The organism is Stenotrophomonas sp. 115C5 (assembly GCF_056861055.1).
In genome coordinates, this window is sequence record NZ_JBSPUQ010000004.1 from 262868 (window position 1) to 288255 (window position 25388).

General features: G+C 66.0%; 21 protein-coding genes. 14 read left to right on the top strand and 7 right to left on the bottom strand.

Annotated features, from left to right (window positions below; translation table 11 throughout):
* Window positions 1-8 precede the first annotated feature (8 nt).
* Complete coding sequence (locus AC13FN_RS08120; protein WP_482995105.1) at window positions 9-2297, bottom strand: TonB-dependent receptor; 2289 nt, start codon at window positions 2295-2297, stop codon at window positions 9-11.
* 123 nt (window positions 2298-2420) lie between these two features.
* On the opposite strand from AC13FN_RS08120, the gene AC13FN_RS08125 reads away from it, so the two are divergent.
* Window positions 2421-3065 carry a TetR/AcrR family transcriptional regulator gene (locus AC13FN_RS08125; RefSeq protein ID WP_482984435.1) on the top strand — a complete coding sequence of 215 codons (645 nt, stop codon included), beginning with the start codon at window positions 2421-2423 and terminating at the stop codon, window positions 3063-3065.
* Window positions 3066-3112: 47 nt separating this feature from the next.
* On the opposite strand, the gene AC13FN_RS08130 is transcribed toward AC13FN_RS08125, so the two are convergent.
* Window positions 3113-3367, bottom strand: a complete 255-nt coding sequence (locus AC13FN_RS08130) for a hypothetical protein (protein WP_109814193.1) — start codon at window positions 3365-3367, stop codon at window positions 3113-3115.
* A gap of 226 nt (window positions 3368-3593) precedes the next feature.
* On the opposite strand from AC13FN_RS08130, the gene AC13FN_RS08135 reads away from it, so the two are divergent.
* On the top strand, window positions 3594-4553 hold the full coding sequence (locus AC13FN_RS08135) for a cation diffusion facilitator family transporter (protein ID WP_482984434.1): 960 nt from the start codon (window positions 3594-3596) through the stop codon (window positions 4551-4553).
* A 233-nt stretch (window positions 4554-4786) separates the two neighbouring features.
* Window positions 4787-6496, top strand: coding sequence for a sensor domain-containing diguanylate cyclase (locus tag AC13FN_RS08140; protein WP_482984433.1), 1710 nt, complete (start codon window positions 4787-4789; stop codon window positions 6494-6496).
* 25 nt (window positions 6497-6521) lie between these two features.
* On the opposite strand, the gene AC13FN_RS08145 is transcribed toward AC13FN_RS08140, so the two are convergent.
* Window positions 6522-8465, bottom strand: a complete 1944-nt coding sequence (locus AC13FN_RS08145; protein WP_312391301.1) for a MacB family efflux pump subunit — start codon at window positions 8463-8465, stop codon at window positions 6522-6524.
* 2 nt (window positions 8466-8467) lie between these two features.
* Entirely contained in the window at window positions 8468-9649 is a 1182-nt protein-coding gene (locus tag AC13FN_RS08150; RefSeq protein WP_312391300.1) for an efflux RND transporter periplasmic adaptor subunit, read from the bottom strand.
* A 350-nt stretch (window positions 9650-9999) separates the two neighbouring features.
* Here AC13FN_RS08150 and AC13FN_RS08155 point away from each other — a divergent pair, with 350 nt between their 5' ends.
* The 4 genes from AC13FN_RS08155 (at window position 10000) to AC13FN_RS08170 (ending at window position 13416) form a co-directional block, all read left to right on the top strand.
* Window positions 10000-10443 (top strand): hypothetical protein, encoded by a 444-nt coding sequence (locus tag AC13FN_RS08155; protein WP_228354556.1) that lies wholly within the window; start codon window positions 10000-10002, stop codon window positions 10441-10443.
* Window positions 10444-10490: 47 nt separating this feature from the next.
* Entirely contained in the window at window positions 10491-11207 is a 717-nt protein-coding gene (locus AC13FN_RS08160; protein WP_482984432.1) for a response regulator, read from the top strand.
* 4 nt (window positions 11208-11211) lie between these two features.
* The gene (locus AC13FN_RS08165; RefSeq protein ID WP_482984431.1) at window positions 11212-12288 is read left to right on the top strand and encodes an ATP-binding protein; all 1077 of its coding nucleotides are present in this window, start codon (window positions 11212-11214) and stop codon (window positions 12286-12288) included.
* Window positions 12289-12489: 201 nt separating this feature from the next.
* Window positions 12490-13416: an ABC transporter six-transmembrane domain-containing protein gene (locus AC13FN_RS08170; RefSeq protein WP_049437428.1), complete on the top strand. Its 927-nt coding sequence runs from the start codon at window positions 12490-12492 to the stop codon at window positions 13414-13416.
* 93 nt (window positions 13417-13509) lie between these two features.
* Here AC13FN_RS08170 and AC13FN_RS08175 read toward each other — a convergent pair whose 3' ends face one another.
* Window positions 13510-14124, bottom strand: coding sequence for a TetR/AcrR family transcriptional regulator (locus AC13FN_RS08175; RefSeq protein ID WP_049437431.1), 615 nt, complete (start codon window positions 14122-14124; stop codon window positions 13510-13512).
* Window positions 14125-14294: 170 nt separating this feature from the next.
* Between AC13FN_RS08175 and AC13FN_RS08180 the strand changes: the two genes are divergently transcribed.
* The 5 genes from AC13FN_RS08180 (at window position 14295) to AC13FN_RS08200 (ending at window position 19735) form a co-directional block, all read left to right on the top strand.
* A complete protein-coding gene (locus AC13FN_RS08180; RefSeq protein WP_482984430.1) occupies window positions 14295-15131 on the top strand; it encodes a siderophore-interacting protein in 837 nt (278 codons plus the stop codon).
* Window positions 15132-15325: 194 nt separating this feature from the next.
* Window positions 15326-17503 carry a TonB-dependent receptor gene (locus tag AC13FN_RS08185; RefSeq protein WP_482984429.1) on the top strand — a complete coding sequence of 726 codons (2178 nt, stop codon included), beginning with the start codon at window positions 15326-15328 and terminating at the stop codon, window positions 17501-17503.
* 50 nt (window positions 17504-17553) lie between these two features.
* Window positions 17554-17853: a DUF3649 domain-containing protein gene (locus AC13FN_RS08190; protein WP_010485492.1), complete on the top strand. Its 300-nt coding sequence runs from the start codon at window positions 17554-17556 to the stop codon at window positions 17851-17853.
* The gene (locus AC13FN_RS08195) at window positions 17850-19460 is read left to right on the top strand and encodes a PepSY-associated TM helix domain-containing protein (protein ID WP_482984428.1); all 1611 of its coding nucleotides are present in this window, start codon (window positions 17850-17852) and stop codon (window positions 19458-19460) included. Before AC13FN_RS08190 ends, AC13FN_RS08195 begins: the two co-directional genes overlap by 4 nt.
* Window positions 19457-19735 (top strand): DUF3325 domain-containing protein, encoded by a 279-nt coding sequence (locus tag AC13FN_RS08200; protein ID WP_049437438.1) that lies wholly within the window; start codon window positions 19457-19459, stop codon window positions 19733-19735. The genes AC13FN_RS08195 and AC13FN_RS08200 overlap by 4 nt, the downstream gene beginning before the upstream one ends.
* Before the next feature lie 136 nt (window positions 19736-19871).
* Here AC13FN_RS08200 and AC13FN_RS08205 read toward each other — a convergent pair whose 3' ends face one another.
* Both AC13FN_RS08205 and AC13FN_RS08210 read right to left on the bottom strand, forming a co-directional pair.
* Window positions 19872-20960, bottom strand: coding sequence for a DNA glycosylase AlkZ-like family protein (locus tag AC13FN_RS08205; protein WP_482984427.1), 1089 nt, complete (start codon window positions 20958-20960; stop codon window positions 19872-19874).
* A gap of 104 nt (window positions 20961-21064) precedes the next feature.
* Window positions 21065-21649 (bottom strand): TetR/AcrR family transcriptional regulator, encoded by a 585-nt coding sequence (locus AC13FN_RS08210; protein ID WP_197646255.1) that lies wholly within the window; start codon window positions 21647-21649, stop codon window positions 21065-21067.
* A 244-nt stretch (window positions 21650-21893) separates the two neighbouring features.
* On the opposite strand from AC13FN_RS08210, the gene AC13FN_RS08215 reads away from it, so the two are divergent.
* Entirely contained in the window at window positions 21894-24089 is a 2196-nt protein-coding gene (locus AC13FN_RS08215) for a TonB-dependent receptor (RefSeq protein ID WP_478412584.1), read from the top strand.
* A 333-nt stretch (window positions 24090-24422) separates the two neighbouring features.
* Window positions 24423-25361, top strand: coding sequence for an IS110 family transposase (locus AC13FN_RS08220; RefSeq protein ID WP_482995098.1), 939 nt, complete (start codon window positions 24423-24425; stop codon window positions 25359-25361).
* Window positions 25362-25388 lie beyond the last annotated feature (27 nt).

The window sequence follows — 25388 nt, forward strand, 5'->3', positions numbered from 1 at the left end:
CGTTGGAATCAGAAATTGACGGCCACTTCCAGGCCGAAAGTGCGCGGGTCGTTGAAGATGCCGCTCTGGCCCAGCGCCGCGCTGTTGATCTTGTAGAACAGGTGCTGCTCATCGAGCAGGTTGCGTGCCCACAACGAGAACGACATCGTGGTGCCGGTGCTGTTGACCGGAACATCCACCAGTGCCACCCGTGCATTCACCACGAAGGAGCTGTCGGTGAGCATCTGGTCGTACTCGCTGGTGTAGTAGCCATCGGACCAGTTGCCATCCACATGGAACTTCAGCGCCGAGAAGTTGGCGAACGGCACCAGGTAGTCCACCGACAGGCTTCCTGCATTTTTCGGGGCCAGCAGCGGCTGCACGGTCACCTGCACGCCGGCGCCGAACGGGTCCGTTGCGGTCTGCGCATCGATCTTCGTGTAGGCGTAGTTGAGGCCGAGCGTGAGGTTGTCCATCGGCATCACGTTGAACTCCAGCTCCGCACCCCGGGACTTGCCATCGCTCAGCGCATTGGTGGTGACCATGGTGGTGCGGGTTTCACCGCTGTTCGGGTCGAACGGCAGCGAGAAGTCCATCTGCTTGTGCGCGATGGTCGAATCGAACACGGCCAGGTTCAGGCGCGCACGGTTGTCCCAGAACTGCGATTTGAAGCCCAGCTCATAGGCCGTCGCTTCCTCTGGACCGAATGCCGAGTAATTGGTCGAACGCGAGTTGGCGCCACCGGCCTTGAAGCCGGTGCTGTACTTGGCATAGACCATCGCGTGTTCACCGAGGTCATAGGCAATGTTGACCATCGGGTCGAAGCGGCTCCAGCGGTCCTTGAAGGCAAGGTTCGTTGCCGCGCCATTGACGATGTACAGGCTGCCTTTCTTGTCATCACGGGTGTAGCGACCACCCGCCGTCAGGTGCAGGCGCTGCAGCGCTTCAGGCGTCCAGGTGGCCTGGCCGAATACACCCAGGCTGTCGGTCCACGCCTTGCTGGCGCGGTCGATCCGTACGCGGGAAAGATCCAGCGGGTTGGTCGCCGGGTTCACCGTGTAGCTGTTGCCGCCCGGCCCCCACACCAGCATGTTCGGCGTCTGCGCGTTGTCGCCTGCGGTTTCGTGGTAGTAGAACGCGCCGCCGAGGAACTGCACCTGCGAGGTGTTGCCGATCAGCTGGAGCTCCTGGCTGTACTGGTGCTGGTAGACCTGCGCCAGGCTGTAACGGCCGAAGGGCGTGCCGGCGCCGCCGTAGGCCGAAATCGCATCGACCAGGCCCATGTCGAACTGGCCCTGGGTCAGTTCGCGGTAGGAACTGATCGATTTCAGCTCAAGGTTGTCATTCAATACCCACGACAGGTTCAACAGATGGCCACTGGTGCGGCCGATGTTGTCTTCCTGCGGTCCACCCAGAATGGCGCTGCCGCGACGGTCCTGGCTGGCACCGGCCTTCTGCAGCGGGCTGAGGTAGGCGCCCGGTGCCAGCACCTGGGTGTGGTACGGCGTGGTGGCATCGTAGGAGCGGTCGAAGGCGTACAGCAGCGAGAAGTCATCGCTTGGCTGCCACAGCGCGCTCAGGCGGGCGCCGCGCTTGTCATAGCTGTTGAAGTCACGCTCGCCGCGCATCGGGTTGTCGGTGGTGCCGCCGCGCTTGGCCTGCACGGCGTCGATCTTGAAGCTGACATCGCCCACCTTGGGCAGGTCCAGGTGCAGCGCGCTGTTGTAGCCGCTGAAGTTGGACACCCCCGCGCTGACGCTGCCGCCGAACTCGCCGGTCGGCGCCTTGGTTACGATGCTCACCGCACCGCCTTCGGTATTTCGGCCGAACAGCGTGCCCTGCGGGCCCTTCAGCACTTCGATGCGCTCCACGTCGTAGAGCATGCTGCCCAGGCCCTGCGCACGGCCCATGAACACACCGTCGACGTAGATGCCGACGCCGGCATCGCGTGCGGGTTGGTTGGCGTCGCCGGAGGCGCCGATGCCACGGATGCCGATGTTCAGTGCAGAACTGCGGGTGGCGAACGGTGTGACCCGCAGCGACGGGATGGAACCATCGGACAGGCTGCCCAGCGAGATCGCGCTGCGATCCTTCAGCGCTTCGGCATCGACCACCGACACCGAGATCGGCGTCTCCTGCAGGTTGGTAGCGCGCTTCTGCGCGGTCACCATCACCTGGTCGAGGGCGACCACGGTGCGCGCTGCATCAGCGGATGCGCTGGCATCTGCGGTTGGACTTTCTTCGGCAAGGGCCAGCGCCGGCAGAGCGGCAGCGATGGCGAGGGTGAGCAACGGGCGGTGCAACGTGGCGTGGCGCATCGGACTCATTCGCGGAAGGAGAAGGCCGGCGCAGTCTGGGAGGCGGGAATTACAAATGAATGACCGTTCATTCACACTTTTTGTGACGTACTATCCCGCCTCTGGACGCCCTGACCTCACACAATGACGCCGAAATCCGCCGTAGCCCTGACCTCCGAAGATCCCGCTGCGACCCATGCCGAGGCCCAGCGCCGCCGCATCCTCGACGCCGCGCAGAAGTGCTTCATCACCCGCGGCTTCCATGCCGGATCCATCGGCGACATCGCTGCCGAGGCCGAGATCAGCCAGGGGCTGATGTACCGCTATTTCGCCAACAAGCGCGCCCTGATCCTGGCCCTGATCGAGCGCCAGCTGCGCCACGACCAGGCCTCGATCAGCGAGATGCCCGCAGCCTCCGACCTGGTCGACGGGCTGCTGGAGTGCTACCAGCAATGGGCGCGTGGTGAGGTACTGCCGATTCACGGCAACGCGATTGCCAGCGTTGCGCTGTATGCGGAGATCAATGCCGAGGCCCATCGCGATCCGGAGCTGGCCGCTGTGCTGCGTACCCACGACAAGCAGACCAGCGCCGCCATCCAGGCCTGGCTGCGACAGCGTGATGCGAGCCTTGGCCGGGCGCTGGACGAAGAACGGATTGCCGGCCGCACCCTGTTGCTGCGGTTGCTGGTGGAGGGACTGGCGATGCGTGCCGTGCGCGATCCGGACCTGCCGCCGGCGCGGGTACGCACCCTGCTGGCCGATGCCATTGGGCGTGTGATGGCCGATTGAACGGTAGTGCCGGCCGCTGGCCGGCACCCCGGGCCCAAACGGTGGTATCAGATGAAGAAGCGGACCGGCAGAGCCTTCTGCGCGGCATTCGCGCGCGCGCCGAAGTACCAGGTCGCCAGCGCGAGGAACCCGATGACGATCAGCAGCCCGTATCCAGGGCGTCCCCAGCTTGCGATCGGGGCTGCACCTGCCACTGCAACAAACGTGCGACCCGCAATGTACAGCAGGGTGCTGGAGATCGATGCGACGGTAGCGCAGAGCGCCAGGCTGATAAGGGCGTACCAGGGAGATTTGTGATTCATCGATTTCTCTTCAGGTTAGGGAAAATAGCCAACGTCGTTTCGAACAGGATCGGCAACGAGGACTGACCCCCAGCGTAGGGCCTGGCGTCCGCAGTCACGTCGCCTAACCGGCTTGATCGCAGCGGCAGTTAGGTCCTGCCCGGCCCCGGCACATCGGGCACCTGCACATCCCGGGGACATGCCCGTCCGGAAGATCAGGCAGCCACCTGCCCTCCCCCTTGCCTTCATGTCTGCCCCCACCGGTTCCCGTCTGGTCATCTACGCCGCCCTCGCCGGCAATCTGGCCATTGCCATCGCCAAGTTCATCGCAGCCGGCATCTCCGGCAGCTCGGCCATGCTCAGCGAGGGCGTGCATTCGCTGGTCGACACCCTTAATGAACTGCTGTTGCTGTATGGACTGCGCCGTGCCGGAAAGGCACCGGACCCGGCACATCCATTCGGCTATGGCCGCGAACTGTATTTCTGGAGCTTCATCGTCGCCCTGCTGGTGTTCGCCGCCGGTGCCGGCGTTTCGGCCTACGAAGGCATCCAGCACATCCGCCGGCCGGAGCCAGCTACCAACCACGCGTTGAGCTACAGCGTGCTGGGCATTTCCATCCTGTTCGAGGGCGTTTCCTGGTGGGTGGCGTTGCGGGAGTTCCGGCGTACAAAGGGCAGACTTGGCTACTTCGAAGCCTTCCGTCGCAGCAAGGACCCGTCCACCTTCACCGTGTTGCTGGAGGATAGCGCGGCCCTGCTGGGCCTGGGTTTCGCACTGACCGGACTCGTGGCCGCCCAGGCCCTGGACATGCCGGTGCTTGATGGTGTGGCGTCGCTGTGCATCGCGGGCGTGCTTGCCGCCACCGCCTTTCTTCTCGCACGCGAAACCAAGGGACTGCTGGTGGGTGAGCCGGCCCATCCTGCGGTGGCTGAGCGGATCATGGCCGTGGCCGAAACCGATCCAGACCTGCGCCGCGCCAATGGCGTGACCACCATGCAGATGGGACCACAGCAGGTCGTGGCCATGCTCAGCGCGGAATTCGAGGATGACCGGCGCACGCCGCAGATCGAGGCCTGCATCACCCGCATCGAAACTGCAGTGAAGCAGGAGTTTCCGGAATTGGTGGCACTGTTCGTCAAGCCGCAGACGCCGGAGGTCTATGCTGCCCGGCGCGCTGCACTGGCCACGCCGCCAGCACCGGACTGATGATGTCTCTGTACGCGCTTTGCCCTGCAGATCCTCCGATGCAAGCTCCGCCGGCGTGCGCTCGTTCGCGACCACCGTCACGCTTTTTCACCCCTCGCGTGCAGTTCGCAAACGCAGGCGGAAGCGCGTCACGTCGGCATCACCTCACCGTAGCGATACATAACGTGGTGCGCACTAGCGTAGTACCTGACAGCCGCCGAAGCCGCCCTCGCCACCCAGCCCTGCAAAGCGCCATGGACGAAGCCGACCGCCTGCTTGAAATCGACCGCCTGCACCTGCTCGACACGCCGGCCGAACCGGTGTTCGATGCAATCGTTGCTGCCGCCCGCGCAGCTACCGGCATGACCATGGGCCTGATCTCGGTGGTGGCCGAGGAGCGCCAGTGGTTCAAGGCCAATATCGGCCTTGAAGGTGTCAGCGAGACTGCACGCGACATCTCGTTCTGTACTCATGCCATCGAGCAGGACGAACTGTTCGAGATCCCGGATGCCCGGCAGGACCCGCGATTCTCCACCAACCCCCTGGTGACCGGTGGCCCGCGCATCCGCCACTACGCGGGAATCTCGCTTGGGTCGGCGCAGGGTGCCCGTATCGGAACACTGTGCCTGCTCGATCCGATGCCGGGTGTACTGTCGCCCTCGCAGCGCGAACTGATGGTGCATCTGGCGCGGGTCACCACCCAGGTGCTGGAACAGCGCAGCACCCTGATGGCACAGGTCGGCCAGGCCAAGGCACTGCACCGCGAACTGAAACGCAGCGAGGACTTCCTGGAACGCACCAACCGCGCGGCACGGGTGGGCGGCTGGGAGATGGACCTGCTCTCCCACGAAGTGCGCTGGACCCGCGAAACCAAGCAGATCCACGGCGTGCGCGGCAACTATCAACCCACGTTCGACACCGCACTGTCCTTCTATCGGGAGGACAGTCGCAACATCATCCGCAGCGCGGTCCAGCGCTGCATCGAGGAAGGCACCTCATGGGAAGTGCAGCTGCCGATGACCACCGCCGATGGGCGCTCCATCTGGACCCGGGTGGTCGGTGGCCGTCAGCAGGTGGATGGGCACCCTCGCCTGGTCGGCGCCATCCAGGACATCACCGAGGAGCGTGCCGCGCTGGATGCCCTGGAGGCGAGCGAGACGCGCTACCGGTGCCTGTTCCACTACAGCCTCGGCCTGATCTGCACGCACACGCTGGAGGGCGTGCTGACATCGGTGAACCCGGCCGCCGTGCAGTCGCTGGGCTTCGATGAGACTCATATGATCGGGCGCAGCCTGTGCGATCTGATGCCTCCCGAGAAGCGTGCTGCATTCAAGGCCTATCTCGCGCGGATCACGGTCAACCACACCGATGCCGGCGTCATCGAACTGATCGCCGCCGATGGCACCCGCCATTTCTGGGCATATCACAACGTGCTCGACAGCGAGGCGAACCCTCCCTATGTGCTGGGCCATGCGCAGGATGTGACTGCACTGCGGATGCAGGAGCAGCAGCTGCGCGAGATGTCCTTCAAGGATCCGCTGACCCAGAGCTACAACCGCCGCTTCCTGCCGCGCCTGGACGAGCTGGTTGATCAACCCTGGGCCTGCCTGATGTTCGATCTGGATCATTTCAAGCAGATCAACGATACGCAGGGCCACGCGCGGGGGGACACTGTGCTGGTCGAGTTCGCCGCCTTCCTGCGCGCTCCACTGGGGGCGATGGAAAGCGTAGTGCGCATGGGCGGCGACGAGTTCATGGTGGTGCTGACCTGCCCGGAGCCGGGGCGGTTGGCCGCGCTGGAGCAGTGGTATACGCAGCAGGCCGGTCGATCACCCACGCCCTTCTCACTGGGTGCGACCCACCACGCCCCGGGTGAGTCGGTGGCCGACACCCTGCAGCGTGCCGACAGTCGCCTGTACCGCGAGCGCGCACGCGTGCGCACGCACCCGCGACCGGCAACCTGAGACTCTCCCCGCAGCGGGCGCGACCCTACTCCGCCGCCAACGCCTGGATGGGGTCCAGCTGTGCGGCACTGCGCGCCGGGAAGTAGCCGAAACCCAGCCCGATGGCAGACGAACATGCCAGCGCGGCGAGCACCGGCCCAGGCGTGAACAGGAACGGCACCCCCAGCGACAGCAGGCTGGACAAAGCGCCCACAGCCAACGCGAACAACACCCCCAGCACGCCGCCGAACAGGCAGATCAACACGGCCTCGATCAGGAACTGGCGCAGGATGTCGCCCTGACGGGCACCCACCGCCAGCCTCACACCGATCTCGCGCACGCGCTCCTTCACCGACACCAGCATGATGTTCATCACCCCCACGCCACCGACCACCAGCGCCACCGCAGCAATGGCCGAAACCAGTGCCGCCATGGTCTGGCTGGACTTCATCACCGCCTTGCGGATCTGGTCGGCGTTGTAGATGAAGAAATCACGCCGGCCGTGCAGGCGTTGCAGCTCCGCGCCCAGCGAGGCCTCAGCGGCGGTGGTTGGCACGTCATCCCGCACGCGTACGGTGATGCTCTCCAGCCGCTGGCTGCCAAGCAGGCGCGAGGACGCGGAGGTGTACGGCACATAGACCGTCGGCGTCGCTCCGCCGGCGAATGCGTTGGGGCCGACCACGCCGATCACTTCCACCGGCATGCCGCCCAGCAGCACCGTGCCGCCGATCGGATTGCCGTTGAACAGTACCTTAGCCGCCTTCTGGTCGACCACGCCCACCGCGCGATGCGCATCCACCTCGGCATCGGTGAAGAACCGGCCCGCCCTCAGCCGCAGCCCGCGCACACGCGGTAGATCAGCGCCCACGCCAAGCACCTGCGTGTTGGCGCGCCGGTTGCCCTGCAGTGCCGCCACCGAACCGCTCAGGTTGGGGCTTACGCTGTCTACGTAACTCAATGCGGCCAGGTGATCGGCATCGTCCACGACCAGCGTTTCGATCTCTGCCGAGCGCGGGTCACCAAAGTCCGCGCCCGGGAAGATGTCCAGCGTGCTGGCACCCAGTTCGTTGATCTGTGACTCGACCTGTGCCTGTGCGCCCTTGCCCAACGCAACCACGGTCACCACCGCAGCCACGCCGATGATGATGCCCAGCATGGTCAGCAGGGTGCGCAGCCGGTGGGCCAGCATCGAACGCACCGCCATCCGTGCAGCTTCCCTGATTGCATCCAGGCGCGCGCGGCGCTCGGCGGCCGGTTCTGGACGGCGCTCGGGCACAGCGGCACTGCGTGCAACCGCAGGATCACCCATGCCACGGTCGGATACGACCTGACCGTCTGCGATCTCGATCACGCGTGAAGCGTGCGCGGCAATCGCTGCATCATGGGTCACCAGGATCACGGTATGGCCCTGTGCATGCAGGCGCTTGAGTTCCGTCATCACCTGCCGGCCGCTGGCATGATCCAGCGCGCCGGTCGGCTCATCGGCCAGCACGATGGCGCCGCCATTCATCAGCGAACGCGCAATGGAAACGCGCTGCTGCTGGCCGCCGGACAGCTGGCTGGGCCGATTCGTGGTGCGCTCACCCAGCCCCAGCGTTTCCAGCAGCATGCGGGCACGGGCGGTGCGCGCATCGGCATCCACGCCCGCATAGACTGCCGGCAACGCCACATTCTCCGTGGCGCTCAGGTTCTCCATCAGGTTGTAGCGCTGGAAGATGAAGCCGAAATGCTCGCGGCGCAGGTGCGCCAGTTCGTCGGGTGACATCTGCTCGGTTGCCACGCCCTGCACGCGGTAGCTGCCTTCGGTCGGCCGGTCCAGGCAGCCCAGGATGTTCATCAGCGTGGATTTGCCCGAGCCGGACGGGCCAATGATGGCGATGAACTCGCCCGCCTCGATGCGCAGCGACACGTCCTTCAACACCACCACCTCACCGGCGGCCGAGCAGTAGGCGCGCGATACGCCATGCAGTTCCAGCAGCGCGTCGGCCATGTTCACATCCCCAGCAGGCTGGTGGGCTCGGCTTCCGCGCCGCTTGGCGCCTGCCCGACCACCACGTTCTCGCCCGCCTTGAGGCCGGACAGGATCTGCACCGCAGTAGCGGTACGCAGGCCGGTCGTCACCGCGCGCTCGTGGGCACGGCCCTTGGCATCGATCACCTGGACGGTCGCGCGGTTGCCCGCCTTGTCGTCGCGCTCGGACACTGCCGTCAAAGGCACCTGCAGCGCATTGGCGGCACGCGCCAGCTGGATCGTCACCTTCACCGTCATCGACGGCTTCAGTTTCAGGCCTGGATTGGGTACGTCAAACAGCCCGGCGTAGTACACCGCCTTCGGCGTCTGCGCCGATCCGCCGGTGTTGCCGGTGGCCACGTCGGCAATCGACGACGGCGCAGGTTCAAGCTGCTGCAGATGCGATTCGTAGCGGCGTCCACCCGGCCCCAGCGTGGAGAACCACAAGGGTTGGCCAGGCGCGATCAGTTCCACATCGGCCTCCGCGATCTCGGTGCGAACCGTCATCGTGTCCATCTGTGCCAGCATCACGATGGTCGGCGTGGTCTGCATCGAGTTCAGCGTCTGCCCGGCCTTGGTGACGATGGCCACGATGTAGCCGTCGGAAGGTGAGACGATGCGGGTGTAGCCCAGGTTGATCCGCGCGGTTTCCACCTGGGTCACCGCCTGGTCGATCTGGGCCTGCAGCGCTGCGACGTCCGAGCGCGCCGCTTCGCGCGCCACCCGTGCGGTCTCGAAACCTTCCTGCGAAACAAGCCGCGACACCACCAGCTGCGCCTGGCGCTCATGCACGCGGATGGCCTGGGCGTAGCGCGCCTGGCTGGCCGCGTGCTGGGCACGCAGCGTGTTGGCAGCCGCTTCGGCGCTGCGCAGGGCGATGCGCTGCGGCTGCGAATCCACTTCGGCAATCAGGTCGCCAGCGTGCACGCGCTGGCCCAGCACCACATGCAGGCGCGTGACCTGGCCCGAAACCTGCGCGCCCACCGCCACCAGTTCCTTGGGGTTGACCCGGCCGACTGCCTGCACAGTCTTTTCCAGGTCCGCCACCCTTGCCGGGGCCGTGATCAGCGCGGCATCATCACCTTCGGCGAACAGCCACCCACCGGTGCCGCCTGCAAGAAGTACAACGATTGCGGCAATGATCCAGGTCCTGCGGTTGTTCATCGGAAGGCTCGCATGCACGCAGCCACCGGATGTGACCGCAGAAGCCGCAGTCTGGAAGGTGGTGGTGGATGTTTCTTGGAGCCACTGTGGAGATTGCATGGAGGCCGCACATCCGTTCAGGCACGGGGCCCGCTCCTGAACGGCACGGATCGCGTCCACGAAATCTCGACACAATCTCGACCAAGTCTCCATCAACGGCCCCTAGCCTTGTCGGCCTCGCCGACTGCGCCCCCGCCGTGTCCCTTCCGTTTCCAGACCTGCCTCCCATCAATGTCCGCCGCGCCTACCTTGCCTGGTGCGCGCCTTCCCCGTGGCTGCTTGCACTGGTTCTGGCGTCGACCAGTGCCTGGATGCTTGCCAGCGCGAACCCGGCGCCGCCCCTGCTGGCGGGCGCCGGTGCCGCCGCGTTGGTGTGGTTCCGCAGCGAAGGCCCCGGTCATTCGGCGCGCGCGGGCACCCTGGCGTCGGCGTCGCTGATCGGCCTTGCGGCCTGGTCCGCCTCCGCCGCTGACGTGAGCCTCATGCCGGCAGGGATGGCGGCTGTCCTGGTGGCTGCGTTGCTTGCCCTGCGCCTGCGGGCCGTGGTCCGCATGGCCCGTCGCCTGCAGGACCGGGTGGACGCAACGGGCATGCAATCGCGGTGGAGCAAGCTGCCTGCGGCCGTATCGACCCTGCTCGCACAGCACCTGCGCGCCACCACAACACTGGCGCCCGCCCTGCAGCACACGCTGGTGCTGGCCACCCTGGCCTGGGCCGCCCACGAAGAAGCGCAGACCCTGGAACGGCCACGATGACACCGTCGCCGGCGTTTCCCATTCCTCACTTGAAACCGCAGCATGCAATGAAATCCGACGCCCGCACGCGCCAGGCGCCCCTGGTGCTGATTGCCGAAGATGAGGGCGAAATTGCCGACATTCTCGGCGCCTACCTGGCCCGCTCCGGGCTGCGCAGCGCCCGTGCCTCCGACGGCGAAGCCGCCCTCACCAGCCACCGCCAGCTGCGCCCCGACCTGGTGCTGCTGGACGTGCAGATGCCGAAGATGGACGGCTGGCAGGTGCTGAGCGAGTTGCGCCGGCGCGGCAACACCCCAGTAATCATGCTCACCGCACTGGACCAGGACGTGGATAAGCTCACTGGCCTGCGCGTCGGTGCCGACGACTACGTGGCCAAGCCATTCAATCCGGCCGAGATCGTCGCCCGCATCCAGGCGGTGCTGCGCCGTAGCGCGAAGCCCATTGCAGAAGAACCCAACGGGCTGATCCGGCAGGGACCGTTCGAGATCGACCTGCGCAGCCATGAGGTCACCGTACGCACCGATGACCACGTGCATGCTCTGAGTTTCACGCTCACCGAGTTCCGTCTGCTGGTACACATGGCGCGCGCACCGCGCATGGTGCACAGCCGGCTGGATCTGCTCCAGACCTGCCTGCCGGAAGGCGATGCACAGGAGCGCACCGTGGACAGCCATGTCAGCAAGCTGCGACGCAAGCTGGAGGAAGTAGGCGTCATCGGCATTCCCGCCACCATCCGCGGTGTCGGCTACCGCTTCCTGGACTGAACCGATGAACCCCAAAGGCAAGAGCATCGGGCGCCAGATAACGCTGTCCATCACGGTCGCGTCGCTGTGTTCGACCGTACTGTCGATCAGTGGTTTCTACCTGTTCTATTACCTGATGGAGGTGTTCTATCCACGCTGGTACGACGAACCGGAAACCATCATGCCGTCAGGCCTGGAATGGCTGTGGATCGGCCTGACCGCCGCCGTGGTCGTTGCGCTGGCAACATTGATCGCCTCGCGCCTGACCCGGCGCATCATCACCCCGCTGAACTCGGTCGCCGAAAGCCTGCGTCGCGTCGCCAGCGGTGATCTGGAGGCGCGCGCACGCGGCGGCGACACCTCGATGGTCGAGGCAGCCACGCTGGTCAGCGACTTCAACTCCATGGCCGAACGGCTCAGCCGGATGTCGGAGAACCGCGTGTTCTGGAACGCAGCGATCGCGCATGAGCTGCGCACGCCGATGACCATCCTGCGCGGCCGCCTGCAGGGCATCGCCGAGGGCGTATTCGAGCCGGGGCCCGAGCAGTTCAACAGCATGCTCACCCAGCTGGAGGGACTGACCCGCATCATCGAGGACCTGCGCGTGGTCAGCCTGGCCGAGAGTGGCCACCTCGATCTGCGCCTGCAGCGCAGCGATGTCAGCGTGCAGGTGGCGGCGGTGGTCGAAGCGATGTCGGAGGCGCTGACCGAGAGTGGTTTCTCGGTGACGTTGGACGCACGGTCTTCGCTGGCCGACTGCGATCCGGGGCGCATCCGCCAGGCGGTGCTGGCACTGCTGGAAAACGCTCGCCGACATGCCATTCCCTGCCCGCTGCGAGTACACGTGACGCTGGCTGAAGGCCATTGCACCGTAAGCGTTGAGGATGGTGGCCCCGGTGTGCCGGACGACCTTCGCGACAGCATCTTTGAAGCCTTCCAGCGCACCGATGTATCGCGCTCGCGGCAGAGCGGCGGCTCCGGGCTCGGCCTGGCGGTGGTGCGGGCGATTGCCGTGGCCCATCACGGAACCGCGCGATGCCGGGCTACCGAACGTGGCGGCAGTGCCTTCGAAATCCGCTGGCCGGTGCACGCGCGTCGTTGAGAGCACTGCGTTGCGGCAGACGCTGCTCTGGTAGCGGCCCACCTTGGTGGGCACCACGCCCTCCACTGAACGCCACCGGTTTCTCCACGCAATCTCCATCGTCCCTCCATGCCCGCTCCAAAGGGCTGCAGATACTGGGCGCGACCCGGGAGATCGCAGGCATCCGTCCCCTGCCCAATCCCCGACCCACCCAGGCATCCCATGAAACACCCCCATGATCCAGCGGCCGCCGCCGGCAGCATCGGCCAGCAGAATGCGGCCGCCACCCTGAAGGCCATCCTGCGCACCTACCCCTGGCAGCTCACCGGCACGTTCTCGCTGGTGGCACTGGAGAACACACTGCTGCTGGCCTATCCCTTGTTCGCCGGCTTCGCGGTGGACGCGATCATCAGCGGCAACATCGGCCATGCCGTCTCCTATGCCGGCGTGGTGCTGCTGTTCTGGTTGGTCGGTGCCGCCCGTCGAGCGGTCGATACGCGCACTTTCACCCGCATCTATGCCGATCTGGCGGTGACCGTGGTGCAGGCGCAGCGCCGGCTGGGCCAGGCCACGTCCACCTCGGCGGCGCGCGTGGTGCTGGCCCGCGAGTTCGTCGACTTCTTTGAAAAGCACGTGCCGATCATCGCCACCGCACTGGCATCGATGTTCGGTGCGGTGGCCATGCTGCTGGCGATCGAGCCAATGGTCGGTGCCGCTGGCCTGGTCACCCTGCTCGGCGCCCTGCTGGTGCTGCCCTCGTTCGCACGCCGCAACGAGCAGCTGCATGGCCGCCTGAACAACCGCCTGGAACACGAAATCCGACTGGTCGACCGGGTCAGTCCCTCGGTGCTGCGCCGCCACTACACCACGCTGTCGCGCCTGCGCATCCTGTTGTCCGACCGCGAAGCGGGTGCCTACGTGGTGATCGGACTGGCTGCGGCGGCATTGTTCGCGCTGACCATCGGCCGCCTGGCCACCAGTGAAGGCGTCACGCCGGGCCATGTCTATGCGGTGATGACCTATCTGTGGACCTTCGTCGGCAGCCTGGACGATGCGCCGTCGATGGTGGACCAGCTTGCACGGCTGAAGGACATCGGCCGACGAGTCAGCCCCGGGATGGACGACACGGAGCACAAGGACGCTGCTTGACCGGTAGATGCCCACCTTGGTGGGCAACGGTGTATCGCGGCGCCAACCAAGGTTGGCGACTACCGGGGCAACGGTGCCAATCAGGATTGGCGGTTACCTCGCGCCTGCCGTGCGCCCGCACATTGCCAAGGCACCGATGATCAATGCCTGCATGCTGCGGTCGAACTCGACATCCTGCGCCGCACGGTCCAGTGGCCGTCGCGTGGCGTCCGCCACGGCATGCCGCGAGTACACGGTGTCGGCCAAAGCCACAGCGTGATAGGCCACCGTCGACAGCAGCCATGCTGCCTGTTCCTGCGGAAGATCATGTACACGACTGAACTCGGCATGGTGGCGCTGGATGCGCGCCACCATCTCCGGCGTCTTCGCGCCGTGGCTCACCAGGAACGGGGCCAGGCCGGGGTTCTCGTCCACGAGCATCCGCAGGGAACGCTGGAACGCGTACAGATCGTCGTTGATGCTACGTCCCGCGCCGGCATCCAGCGGCGGTGCCTGCCAACGCTCGAAGATCGCTTCTGCCACCAGCTCGCGCAGCGCCGCCAGATTCGCCACATGCTTGTACAGCGCGATGTGGCTGACCCCCAGCGCTGCCGCCACGCCCACGAAGCTGAGCCCCGGCAGCGTCATCGCGATGCCAGCGTCGGCGATGCGCTCTCGGGTGATGGTGGGTGGTCGCCCACGGGCAGCGGTCTTCTTCGGTGCAGCCATCGCTGTTGCGGTTCCTGGGCGGCGCGCTGGCAAGGCCTGTCATGGTGGTCTGCGGCAACGCAATGGTCAACGCGCTGCATACGCTTCCAGCAGGCCTGGGTTGCGGGACGATCAATTTAGTTTACTATGATGTAACTAATTCGCATTCGCAGCCTTCTGGATCGTTGTCGATGTCCGCGCCTACCCTTTCCACCACCCCGGCCGGGCCGCTGCGCAGCGCCGAACACGACCGTGGCCTGCAGGCGCTGCGCGTCCACGTGGTTGACGTCACGCAGCCCTGCGCGAGCCTGCTTCGGCTGGTCGTACAGCTGCCGCCACAGGCCGAGCTGGCACCCTGGCAGCGTGCCAACACCGCCGTTCGCATCCAGCTGGGTGCCGCGTTTACCGATGTGTCACGGATCTACACCGTGCGCAGCGTCGACGCGCAGACGCGCCGTTTCACACTGGACGTGGTGCTGCACGAGGCTCCGGGGCCGATGCTGGCCTGGGTGCGCGCACTGCAGCCCGGCGACGCCTTCGATCTCACCGGTCCACGCCCGCATCTGCAGGTGCCGCATCACGAAGGTAGCGTTGCCCTGCTGTTCGCCGATCAAAGCGCCATCCCGGCCCTGTTCGCCTTGCTGCAGCAATGGCCCGGCGGCCTTCGCGCGCAGGCCTGGATCGCCTCGGAGGATGCCTTTCCGGTAAACGAACTACCCACCATCGAGGGCGTCTGCGTGCACCGCCTCGCCGCCGGTGACGCGCCCTTGCTGCAGCAGGCGCGCCGACTGCCCCCGGAACCCAGCTGCACGGTCTGGGCGGCCGGCGAGCGCGAGGAAATGCGCGCCCTGCGCCGCCACTTCATCGAAACGGTCGGCCTGCCGCGCACCGACGTTGCCGTTGCCGGCTACTGGAAGCGTGGCGAGACCACCACCGAAACCGACCAGCGTCGCCGCCGCAACTACGAACGCGTGCTGGCCCGCGGCGGCGGCCTGCAGGACCTCGACGACCTCGCCGACGATATCTGATACCCCCCGCAGCATCCGCGCCCTGCACTTCGCTTCACCCAGCCACAGATCGCCGAAGCACCTCGCGTGCAGCCTGCCCCAGCGGCAGTGCCGTGCCCTCTGCCAGCCATTCCACAGCCCGCGTCGTCCTGCCCGTGCAGGTCATCGACGGCGCCGTGCTGGCCGATTGCACGCCCCATCACACGAGAACTGCCATGTCCCTCCCCCTTCGAGCCCTGTCCCTCCCACGCCGCTCCGCGCTGCCCCTGGCCGCACGTGCCGCGTTGCTGCCCACCCTGCTGATCGCCACCGCCGCCCACGCTGACGACGCGCCCGACGGTGCCCGCCAGCTGCCTACGGTGAACGTGCGCGCCGACAAGACCACGCCCACCGATGCCTATGCCGGCGGCCAGGTCGCCCGCGGCAGTGGCGTCGGCCTGCTCGGCGAGCTCGACTTCATGGACACCCCGTTCAACACCACCCGCTACACCGCCGGGTTCATCGAGAACATCCAGGCACCGGATCTGGTAAGGGTGATCGCGCTGACCGATCCCAGCGTCTACAGCAGTGGATCCAGCGGTGGCATCACCGACTACTTCAACATCCGTGGCTTCGGTGTTGCCTCGTCGGATATCGGCTTCGGCGGACTCTACGGCCTGATCCCCTACTACCGAGTCACCCCCGAACTGGCCGAGAGCATCGAAGTACTCAAGGGGCCATCGGCACTGCTCAACGGCATGCCGCCGGGTGGCTCGGTGGGCGGTGCGGTGAACCTGGTACCCAAGCGCGCAGGTGATACGCCGTTGACCCGCTTCACGGCCAGCTACAGCAGCGACGCGCAGTCCGGCGGCCATCTGGATGTTGGTCGTCGCTTCGGCGCACAGCAGCAGTTCGGTGTGCGCCTCAATGCCGTGCATCGCGATGGCGACACCGCCACCGATCACCAGCAGCACAAGACGCAGCTGGCGTCGCTGGGCCTGGATTGGAGGGGTGAGCGCTCGCAGGTCTCGCTGGACCTGTTCAGCAGCCGTGACCATGTGGATGGCCTCAATCGTGGCGTTTCGCTGGCCACCGGCCTGGCCGTGCCCCGCCCGCCGAAGGCCAGCACCCTGTTCGCACCGGATTGGACCTTCAGCAACGTCAAGGACTCGGCCGCCGCGCTGCGCTGGTCGTTCGACATCAATGACCACCTGCAGGCGCACGCCAGCTACGGCCACGGCCATACCGATTTCGATTCCATCGCCAGTGCCACCACGCTGATCACCAACACCGCCGGCGATTTCCGCAACAACTTCGCCCACCAGCGCTTCATCTACAGCAAGGACACCGCCGAAGCCGGCCTCTCGGCACACTTCCGCACCGGCGCGGTCAATCACGCACTGGCGATCAGTGCCGCCTGGTACCAGCACGACCAGAAATTCGGTTTCAAGCGCAATCTGCTGGCCCGCGACTGGGTGACCAACCTGTACGACCCACAGTGGGGCCCCGCCATCGATCGCAGCTTCAGTGACGCGTCGCTGCCGAAGACCGCAGAAGTGCGTACCACCAGCTTCGGCATCGCCGACACGTTGTCCTTCATCGATGAGCGCGTGCAGCTGACCCTGGGCATCCGTCACCAGACCGTGCTCAGCGACACCTTCGACGGCAGCACCGGCAAGCGCACCGCGCGCTACGACGCCAGCGCCAATACCCCGGCCGGTGCACTGCTGTTCAAGGCCAGCGATCGACTGTCGCTGTACGCCAACTACATTGAAGGCCTGAGCCAGGGCAGCACCGCCCCGGTCAGCGCAGCGAATGCGGGCGAGGTGTTCCCGCCGTTCAAGACCCGCCAGCGTGAGGTCGGCGCCAAGTTCGACTTCGGCCGCCTGGCCAGCGCATTGAGCGTGTACGAGATCGAAAAGCCCAGTTCCTATACCGACCCGACCACCAATGTGTTCTCGTTCGGCGGCCAGCAGCGCAATCGTGGCGTGGAATGGGCCGTGTTCGGCCAGGCGACCGAACAGCTGCGCGTGCTGGGCGGCATCGGCTGGCTGCAGCCGAAGCTGACCCGCACCCAGGGCGGCATCAACGAAGGCCGGCTGGCCACGGCCACCCCGCAATGGCAGGGCAAGCTGGGCGTCGAATGGGACGTGCCCGCCGTGGCCGGCCTCACCCTCACCGGCAACGCGATCAGCCTGTCCAAGGGTTACATCAATGCTGACAACAGCCAGTGGGTGGCAGGCCGCACCGTGTTCGATCTCGGTGCCCGTTATGCGACGCAGGCGGCTGGCCATCCGCTGGTACTGCGCGCGACGGTGCAGAACGTGACCAACAAGGCGTACTGGGCGGGCAGCCTCGGCTCCGGGCTGGGCACGCCGCGCACCGCCCTGCTGTCGGCCACCGTCGATTTCTGATCCTGGTTTCAAGGGCACCGCGCCATGGCGCGGTGCCCCGGAGAAGTGCCTTGACCGTTTCCCGTACCGCTTCCGCGCTGGCCTGGCTGCCCCTGGTCTCACGCATCATCGCTGCGTTGTTCGGCGGCTATGTGCTCGCCGCGCTGTGCAGCATCGCCGCACTGGCGCTGCCCATCGATGGTCGCCAGGCCGTGTTCACCGGCATGCTGGCCAGCTTCCTGCTGTATGCCGGCGCCGTAGTCTGGGTGTTCGCGGTGCGCTCAGCGCGGCGCGCATGGATCGGCCTGATCGTGATCGCCCTGCCACTGTGGTTGGTTGCGCAATCGGTCGCCAACGGAGGCGCTGCATGAGCAAGATCGATCGCACCGCGAAGCCACGCGGCATCCGCCAGACCATGTCCGACCTGCATATCTGGGTCGGCCTGCTGGCCGGCTGGATCCTGTACGCGATGTTCCTCACCGGCACCGCCAGCTATTTCCGCGACGAGCTCTCGCGCTACACACGCCCCGAGATCGCCACGCCCTCCACGTTGCCGGAGTCGGCGATAGTCGCGCAGCGCACGGTCTCCAGCATCATTGCCGAGACACCGGCAGCCACCCAGATCAACCTCAGCCTGCCAAGTACGCGCATGCCCTGGGTGTCGGCGATGTGGGCCAGCCCGGGTGGGCGCGGCCGGCATGGTTTCGATTCGGGCCTGTTCGATGCCAGCACCGGTGCGCCCTTGCAGGCGCGGCATACCGGCGGTGGCGACTTCTTCTATGCGTTCCACTTCAATCTGCACTACATGCCAGCGATGTGGGGCCGCTGGATCGTCGGCCTCTGCGCGATGTTCATGCTGGTGGCCATCGTCAGCGGCGTGATCACCCACAAGAAGATCTTTGCCGACTTCTTCACCTTCCGCTGGGGCAAGGGCCAGCGCTCGTGGCTGGATGGTCACGCGGCGCTGTCGGTACTCGGCCTGCCCTTCCATTTCATGATCACCTGGAGTGGCCTGGTGATGCTGGCAGTGCTGTACATGCCGTGGGGGCTGGCCAAACTGCCGGACAAGCGCCAGCAGGCCGAGGTTGTCAGCGAGATGCGGCTGTTCCTGCCGCCGCAGAAGGCCGCCGGTCACGCCGCTCCGCTTACGGACATCAGCCCACTGGTGCGACAGGCCGAACAGCGTTGGGGAACCGGCGCGGTGGGCAGCGTGCAGGTGCAGAACCCTGGCGACGAGAACGCGCGTGTCGCCGTTGTGCGCGCGCAGTCCAGCCGCGTTTCGACCACGCCGAACTACCTGTTGTTTGATGGCGGCGGCGGGCAACTGCTGCAGATCAAGGAACACTCGGGCGTCGCTGCTGATACCCAGGGCGTGCTGTACGGCCTGCACCTGGGGCGCTTTGCCGACGCCACGCTGCGCTGGCTGTACTTCGTCGTCAGCCTTGCCGGAACCGCCATGGTCGGCACCGGGCTGGTGCTGTGGACGGTGAAGCGCCGCACCCAGCTGCCCGACCCGCAACGGCCCTATTTCGGCTTCCGGTTGGTGGAGCGGCTCAACATCGCCACGGTGGCTGGCCTGTCGGTGGCGATGGCGGCCTATCTGTGGGCGAACCGCCTGCTGCCCGCGAGCATGGACGGGCGCGCGGCGTGGGAGGTGCATGTGTTCTTCCTGGCCTGGACGGCGATGTTCGTGCATGCCACGCTGCGCACACCCAAGCGTGCGTGGATCGAACAGTTCGTGCTGGGGGCGTTGTTGCTGGCGCTGTTGCCGGCACTCACGGCGACGACGACGGCACATCCGTTGTGGCGCACCTTGGCCGCAGGTGATTGGGCGTTCGCCGGTACCGATCTGACCCTGCTGGCATTGGCCCTCCTGCATGCAGTGTTGGCGTGGCGCATCTGGAAGCACGCACCGAAGGCGAAGCGCGCACGCCCGCCTGCCGCACCACGCACTGCAGTACCGGAGGCCAGTACATGATCCACGTCATTCTGTTTGTGCTGTCACTGACCGCGTTCGGTTGCCTGGCACTGGCGATGGAGCGCCATCAGCGCGATGTGTTGCGCCGGGTGTTGAGCGCGCAGGCCGTCCAACAACTGCGCGCAGTCGGTTGGGCGCTGTTGGTGTTCAGTGCCGTGTTTGCCATGCGCGCGTTGGGCGTGGGTTCTGGTCTGGCCGCGCTGTCCGGGCACACCAGCGTCGCCGCTGGTGTGGTGGTGCTGGCGATGGTGGCGCATGGGCGGCGGAATCGATAGATGCCCACCTTGGTGGGCACCGGGCCTGAGCGGCGTTGCTTTGGTAGATGCCCACCTTGGTGGGCACCGCTGAGAGGCCGCGCCAACCAAGGTTGGCGACTACCGGGAGCGATAGCTACCAATGCGCCGCTCGGCGCTACAGGAACTCCGCCATGCGCTGCAGCTCGTCTTCCAACGCGCCACGAAACACCCTGTCGCGGGCCAGCGACTTGCCGGCATAGCCCACACTTGATGCCAACTCACCCTCGTGCACGCTGAGATTGGCCCAGCCAACTACCTGGTCGTGCCACAACACCGGCAGTGCGTAGTACCCATACTGGCGCTTCGGTGCAGGTGTATACGCCTCGAACTTGTACACCCATCCCCACAGCAGCTCGAAGCGGCGGCGGTCCCACACCACCGGGTCGAACGGCGCCAGCAGGCGCACCTGTTCGTCCGGTGCATGGCGGCGCGAGCGAGGATTCTCGTCCGCCGGCCAGTACCAGGTGGTGCCCTCCAGCGTGCAGCTGGCCAGTTGTTGCTTGGCCAACGCCAAGGCCCGCCGGGTCTGCTCGGCCAGATGTGGGGCGCCATAGCCCAGCAGACGCACCAGATAGGTCAGGCTGGCCGACGGCAGCGGCGCGTACTTGCGAACTACCAGATCAATCAGGGCGGCGGCGCGTTCAATCTGTGCCTGCTCGCTGACGTCCGCCTCGGCGTGTTCGGCCACCGCATAGATGCGCGTACCGCTGTCGCGCCGCTGCACCCGCAGCAGGCCACGGTAGTGCATGCCATCAAGCAGATGCGTGCTGGCATTGCTGGTGCCACCCCAGTAGTTGGTCACCCGCCCATGCGCGAACGCCTGGTCCACCTCACGCGGGTGAACGCTGCCGCGCTCGCGTACGAAGGCCAGCACGTCGGCGGCGCGGCGATGGGTTTCGGCGTCCCATTCGCGCTTGGACACCCGTGGGTGCATCAGTGCCAGATGCTCGCGCGGCAGGAAGCCATAGTTCACCAGGCAATCTTCTTCCACCGGCAGGCGCGTGTAGCGCCGCTCAAGATCGCCTGCGCGGTAGTCCTTCACCCGGTGCCGCAGGGTCAGGTCCTGTGCGCGCGCCGGTGCCCTGATCGGATCGGCCTGCACGAAGCCCAGCCGTCGTATCGCGGTCAGCAGCGTGGTCGGCTTGAACAGGGTGCGCGCCACCGCGTAGCGGCGAAGATCATCGAGAGTAGGCGTGGCAGGCATGGCCGCATTGTATTCTCGACACTACGCGATCCGTCCAGTAGAGCCCGGCCATGCCTGGCTGGCGTCAGGGTGAACGGCCAGGATCATCCGCGCAAGGCGTGCATCTACCGAAGCCGCGATACCTCCAGCGAACCGATCACCAGCGCCCGCATGCCCTGCTTGAACTCGGTGATCACCTGCCCTTCCTCGTCGTCCGCAATTGCGTAGATGGTGTCTGCGCCGGCGATGCAGTAGAAGGCGATCGTGGCCAGCAGCCAGCGCGCCTTGTCCACCGGCAGGCCGAACACATCAGCCACGTGTGCCTGGTGCGAGGCGATCTTTTCCAGCATCGGCGCGGTCGCCACCGTGCGCCGCAGCAGATACGGGGGCAGCCCGGGATGCGCCTTCACCACCTCGCACAGTGACTCCACGAACCCCATCAGGTAGGCCTCCAGGCTGCCCGGCGCATCGGCCGACGCGCGCGGAATCTGCCAGCGCTGGAACACCGCCTCGGCCACCAGGCGTTTCAACGCCTCCAGGTTGGCCACGCGCTTGTACAGCGCCGCCTGGGTCACCGCCAGTTCGGCGGCCACGTTGGCCATGGTCAGATTGGGCAGGCCCAGGCGGATGCCGATGTCGGCCAGGCGCTCCGGGGTGATGGTGGGTGGGCGGCCACGGGTCGGCGCCGTTGGATCGGGGTGCGGGCTCATACGGTGCGTGCTCATACCCTGCTGAGGGTGCCAGCAAAGGGATCCGCTTGTCCGCTTCGATTGATTTAGTTTAATTTACTCAACTAATTCGGAATGCGTCCAGCACGCTGCCCGTAGTCGAGCCCATGGCTCACCTTCCGCCAGGTCCCCACCCAGCCAACAACCCTGCGCTGCGCCCTCTCCCCGTGCTTGCCGTCGGCAGCGCGCCAGGCGCGCTCGCGCCTGCGATTCACAGGAATCTGGCATGACCGTGTACAACTTCTCTTCTCTGCAGCATCGCGCTGCCGCCGCATCCTCCAGCCTGATGCATCCGCCAGGCATCGCCCGGCGCTACCGGATGTCGGCTCTCGCGCTAGGGCTGCTGGCCTCGTTTGTCGCGCTGGCCGACTCCACGCCGTCCACCCTGCCCTCGGTGCAGGTGCAGGAACAGCGCCGGGTCACTGCAGACTATGCGGGCGGGCAAGTGGCCGCCGGCAGCCGCGTCGGCCTGCTCGGCGACAAGGACTTCATGGACACGCCGTTCAATACGGTCAGCTACACCGAGTCCTTCATCCGCGACCGCCAGGCCAAGGACCTCACCGACGTCATCGCCGCCACCGACCCCACGGTGTTCAGCAACGGCGTCACCGGTTCGTGGAGCGAGAACTACGCGATCCGTGGCTTTGCCTCCAACACCAGCGACACCACCTTCAATGGCCTCAGTGGCATGGCGCCCTACTACCGCACTTCGCCGGAAATGTTCGAACGCATCGAGGTGCTGAAAGGCCCCTCCGCGCTGCTCAACGGCATGCCGCCGGGCGGCTCGGTCGGTGGCAGCGTCAACCTGGTCCCCAAGCGTGCCGGCGATCAAGCGCTGCTGCGCGTCAGTGCCAACTTTGCCTCCGATGCGCAGTTCGGCACCCATGTGGATATGGGCCGTCGCCTGGGCGCCGACAAGCAGTTCGGCATCCGCTTCAACGGCGCGTACCGTGACGGTGATGGTGCCGTGGGAAAGCAGAGCAAGAAGGTACAGTTCGGCGCGCTGGCACTGGACTGGCGCGGCGAACGTGCGCGGCTGTCGGCGGATCTGTACAGCGCCGATGACCGTGTTGACGGCCCGGCACGTGGCGTCGGCCTGGCACCGGGCGTGGCCATTCCGCGGCCGCCGCGTGCCGATACGCTGATCAACCCGGACTGGGCCTACGTGGACAGCCAGGACAAGGGCGCGATGCTGCGGGGCGAGCTGGACATCAATGACACCCTGATGGCCTACCTGGCCTACGGCACCAGCAGGACCGACTACCGCTACAACGGTTCGATCAGCGCGCAGATCCTCAATCCAGCCGGCGACTTCACCACGGTGATCGGCCAGCTCGCCTTCGATATCAAGAAGCAGTCCGCAGATGCCGGCCTACGCGGCTCGTTCCACACCGGCAGCATCGGCCATCAGTGGGCCGCCAACGTGACCCACTACCAGCACACCCAGAACGATTACGGGCGCCGCAGCGTGCCGGGCTGGGACTGGACCACCAATCTGTACAACCCGGTGTGGGGCCCGGCCGCGCCGTTCGTGGCACCGCATATCTCGCATACCGAGTTGAAGCTGGACAGCCTCGGCTTCGCCGACACCCTCGCCTTCGCCGATGACCGCGTGCAGCTGACGCTGGGCGTGCGCCGCCAGCAGGTGGTCAGTGAGACCTTCAATGTCGCCAGCGGTGCGCGCACCTCGCGCTACGACGAGAGCGCCACCACGCCGGCAGCGGCGCTGCTGGTGAAGGCCACCGAAAGGGTCTCCATCTACACCAACTACATCGAAGGCCTCAGCCAGGGCGCTACCGCGCCGATGACCGCCGCCAACGCCGGCGATGTGTTCGCACCGTTCCGCACCAAGCAGAAGGAGCTGGGCCTGAAGCTGGACCTCGGCAGCTTCGCGCACACCTTCAGCGTGTACGAGATCAAGCGACCGAACAGCTATACCGACCCGGTCACGAACATCTTCTCGTTCGGCGGTGAGCAGCGTAACCGCGGCGTGGAATGGGGCTTCTTCGGGTCGCCGCTGGATGGCGTGCGCCTGCTCGGTGGCGTGGCCTATGTGCAGCCGAAGCTGACCCGCACGGCCGGTGGCGTGAATGAAGGACGCATCGCCACCGCCGTGGCGCAACGGCAGGCCAAGCTGGGCGTGGAGTGGGATGTGCCGACCTTGCAGGGCCTGACCTTGACCGGCAATGCCACGGCGGTGTCGAAGCAGTACATCAGTGCCGACAACAGCCTGTCGGTACCGGGGCGCACGTTGTTCGATGTCGGGGCGCGCTACAGCACCACTGTGGCGGGTCGACCGCTTGCGCTGAGAGCCAGCGTGAACAACGTGACCAACAAGGCGTATTGGGGCATGCCGTTGTTGTCGAGCCTGGCGCTGGGTGCTCCGAGGACGGTGCTGGTGTCGGCGACGATGGACTTCTGAGGCAGGCGCCTCCACGCCAGACATGCATCACCTGTGGAGTCGAGCCATGCTCGGCTCCGGTTCGCCCGCTGAGTCGAGCATGGCTTGTATGTTCCTCCCGGCTCCTACGCTGTATGTAGGAGCCAGGGTGGAGGGACCGTCAAGCATGCATCTGCGGATACCAGCCGACAGACGAGTCGAGCGATCCCCATCCCGCACACGAACGTCGATAAAGGATCGTACGGCCCCCAAAGGGGATCGTCGATGTAGGCAAGCTAACGTCGGTGCGGTACCACCCCAGCCCTTTAAAGATAGCTGGGAGCCGTACAAATGTCTGATTCTCTCGATATTGGCGTGGACGTGGACTCCAAGGAGTTCGTGCCGGCGGTGGCCGACCGCAAGGCCGGTGACAGGGTCGCCAACACCCGGGCCGGGATAGCCAAGTGGCTCAAAACCTTGCCCCAGCGATGCCGGATTGGCATGGAAGCGACGGGACGGTACTACGAGTTGTTGGCTCGGATGGCTGGCCAGGCGGGCCACGTTGTCTATGTAATCGATCCACGGCTGATCAAGAACTACGCTCGGGCGACGGGCTCGCGCGGCAAGACAGATGCCATGGATGCCCAAGCGATCGCCCGCTATGTGAAGAAGGAGAGCGACCGCCTGCGTGAATACGTACCGCGTACTGACGAGCAGCAGCAGATGCACGATTTGCTGCGCAAGCGGCGAGCGCTGGTGGAGACGCGCGCGCGCTTGGAGCAATCCTTCGGGGTAAGCAAAAGTGACCCTGGGGAGCTGTCTGATCTGTTCTGCGCTCTGGCTGGGACGCTGTCCGAGCTGGAAAGCGAACTGCAGCGCTTGGGCCGCGATGGAGAGCATGGCGCGCTCTACAAGCGCCTGCTGACCATCCCGGGTATCGGCCCTGCCGTCGCGTCCCACCTGATTTACTACATGACGCGCTGGCCGTTGGCCAACGCCAACGCATGGATTGCCTGCACCGGCCTGGATCCCCGGCCCAACGAGTCTGGCGGCAGAACTGGACGACGTCGGCTGTCCAAACAGGGCGCACCGATGCTGCGCCAGATGCTCTACATGGCTGCAATGGGGCTCAAGCGGTGTCGCCGGGGGCAACCGCTCTACGACGAGCTGTCAAAACGCGGTCACCCCAGCACCGCCGTCTTCAACATTCTGGCAAGGAAGCTGGCCAGGATCGCCTGGGGCGTGTTCAAAAGCGGCCGAGACTTCGATCCGGCCATGCTGAAGGTCGGTCAAGCCTGCTTCCAGCAGGCTTGACCACGAACATAGGATCTCGACTCTACA

Excerpts from the sequence above, each read along its gene's own strand:
- AC13FN_RS08120 (WP_482995105.1), bottom strand. The coding sequence starts at position 2,297 with ATGCGCCACGCCACGTTGCACCGCCCGTTGCTCACCCTCGCCATCGCT.
- AC13FN_RS08125 (WP_482984435.1), top strand. The coding sequence starts at position 2,421 with ATGACGCCGAAATCCGCCGTAGCCCTGACCTCCGAAGATCCCGCTGCG.
- AC13FN_RS08130 (WP_109814193.1), bottom strand. The coding sequence starts at position 3,367 with ATGAATCACAAATCTCCCTGGTACGCCCTTATCAGCCTGGCGCTCTGC.
- AC13FN_RS08135 (WP_482984434.1), top strand. The coding sequence starts at position 3,594 with ATGTCTGCCCCCACCGGTTCCCGTCTGGTCATCTACGCCGCCCTCGCC.
- AC13FN_RS08140 (WP_482984433.1), top strand. The coding sequence starts at position 4,787 with ATGGACGAAGCCGACCGCCTGCTTGAAATCGACCGCCTGCACCTGCTC.
- AC13FN_RS08145 (WP_312391301.1), bottom strand. The coding sequence starts at position 8,465 with ATGGCCGACGCGCTGCTGGAACTGCATGGCGTATCGCGCGCCTACTGC.
- AC13FN_RS08150 (WP_312391300.1), bottom strand. The coding sequence starts at position 9,649 with ATGAACAACCGCAGGACCTGGATCATTGCCGCAATCGTTGTACTTCTT.
- AC13FN_RS08155 (WP_228354556.1), top strand. The coding sequence starts at position 10,000 with ATGCTTGCCAGCGCGAACCCGGCGCCGCCCCTGCTGGCGGGCGCCGGT.
- AC13FN_RS08160 (WP_482984432.1), top strand. The coding sequence starts at position 10,491 with ATGAAATCCGACGCCCGCACGCGCCAGGCGCCCCTGGTGCTGATTGCC.
- AC13FN_RS08165 (WP_482984431.1), top strand. The coding sequence starts at position 11,212 with ATGAACCCCAAAGGCAAGAGCATCGGGCGCCAGATAACGCTGTCCATC.
- AC13FN_RS08170 (WP_049437428.1), top strand. The coding sequence starts at position 12,490 with ATGAAACACCCCCATGATCCAGCGGCCGCCGCCGGCAGCATCGGCCAG.
- AC13FN_RS08175 (WP_049437431.1), bottom strand. The coding sequence starts at position 14,124 with ATGGCTGCACCGAAGAAGACCGCTGCCCGTGGGCGACCACCCACCATC.
- AC13FN_RS08180 (WP_482984430.1), top strand. The coding sequence starts at position 14,295 with ATGTCCGCGCCTACCCTTTCCACCACCCCGGCCGGGCCGCTGCGCAGC.
- AC13FN_RS08185 (WP_482984429.1), top strand. The coding sequence starts at position 15,326 with ATGTCCCTCCCCCTTCGAGCCCTGTCCCTCCCACGCCGCTCCGCGCTG.
- AC13FN_RS08195 (WP_482984428.1), top strand. The coding sequence starts at position 17,850 with ATGAGCAAGATCGATCGCACCGCGAAGCCACGCGGCATCCGCCAGACC.
- AC13FN_RS08200 (WP_049437438.1), top strand. The coding sequence starts at position 19,457 with ATGATCCACGTCATTCTGTTTGTGCTGTCACTGACCGCGTTCGGTTGC.
- AC13FN_RS08205 (WP_482984427.1), bottom strand. The coding sequence starts at position 20,960 with ATGCCTGCCACGCCTACTCTCGATGATCTTCGCCGCTACGCGGTGGCG.
- AC13FN_RS08210 (WP_197646255.1), bottom strand. The coding sequence starts at position 21,649 with ATGAGCCCGCACCCCGATCCAACGGCGCCGACCCGTGGCCGCCCACCC.
- AC13FN_RS08215 (WP_478412584.1), top strand. The coding sequence starts at position 21,894 with ATGACCGTGTACAACTTCTCTTCTCTGCAGCATCGCGCTGCCGCCGCA.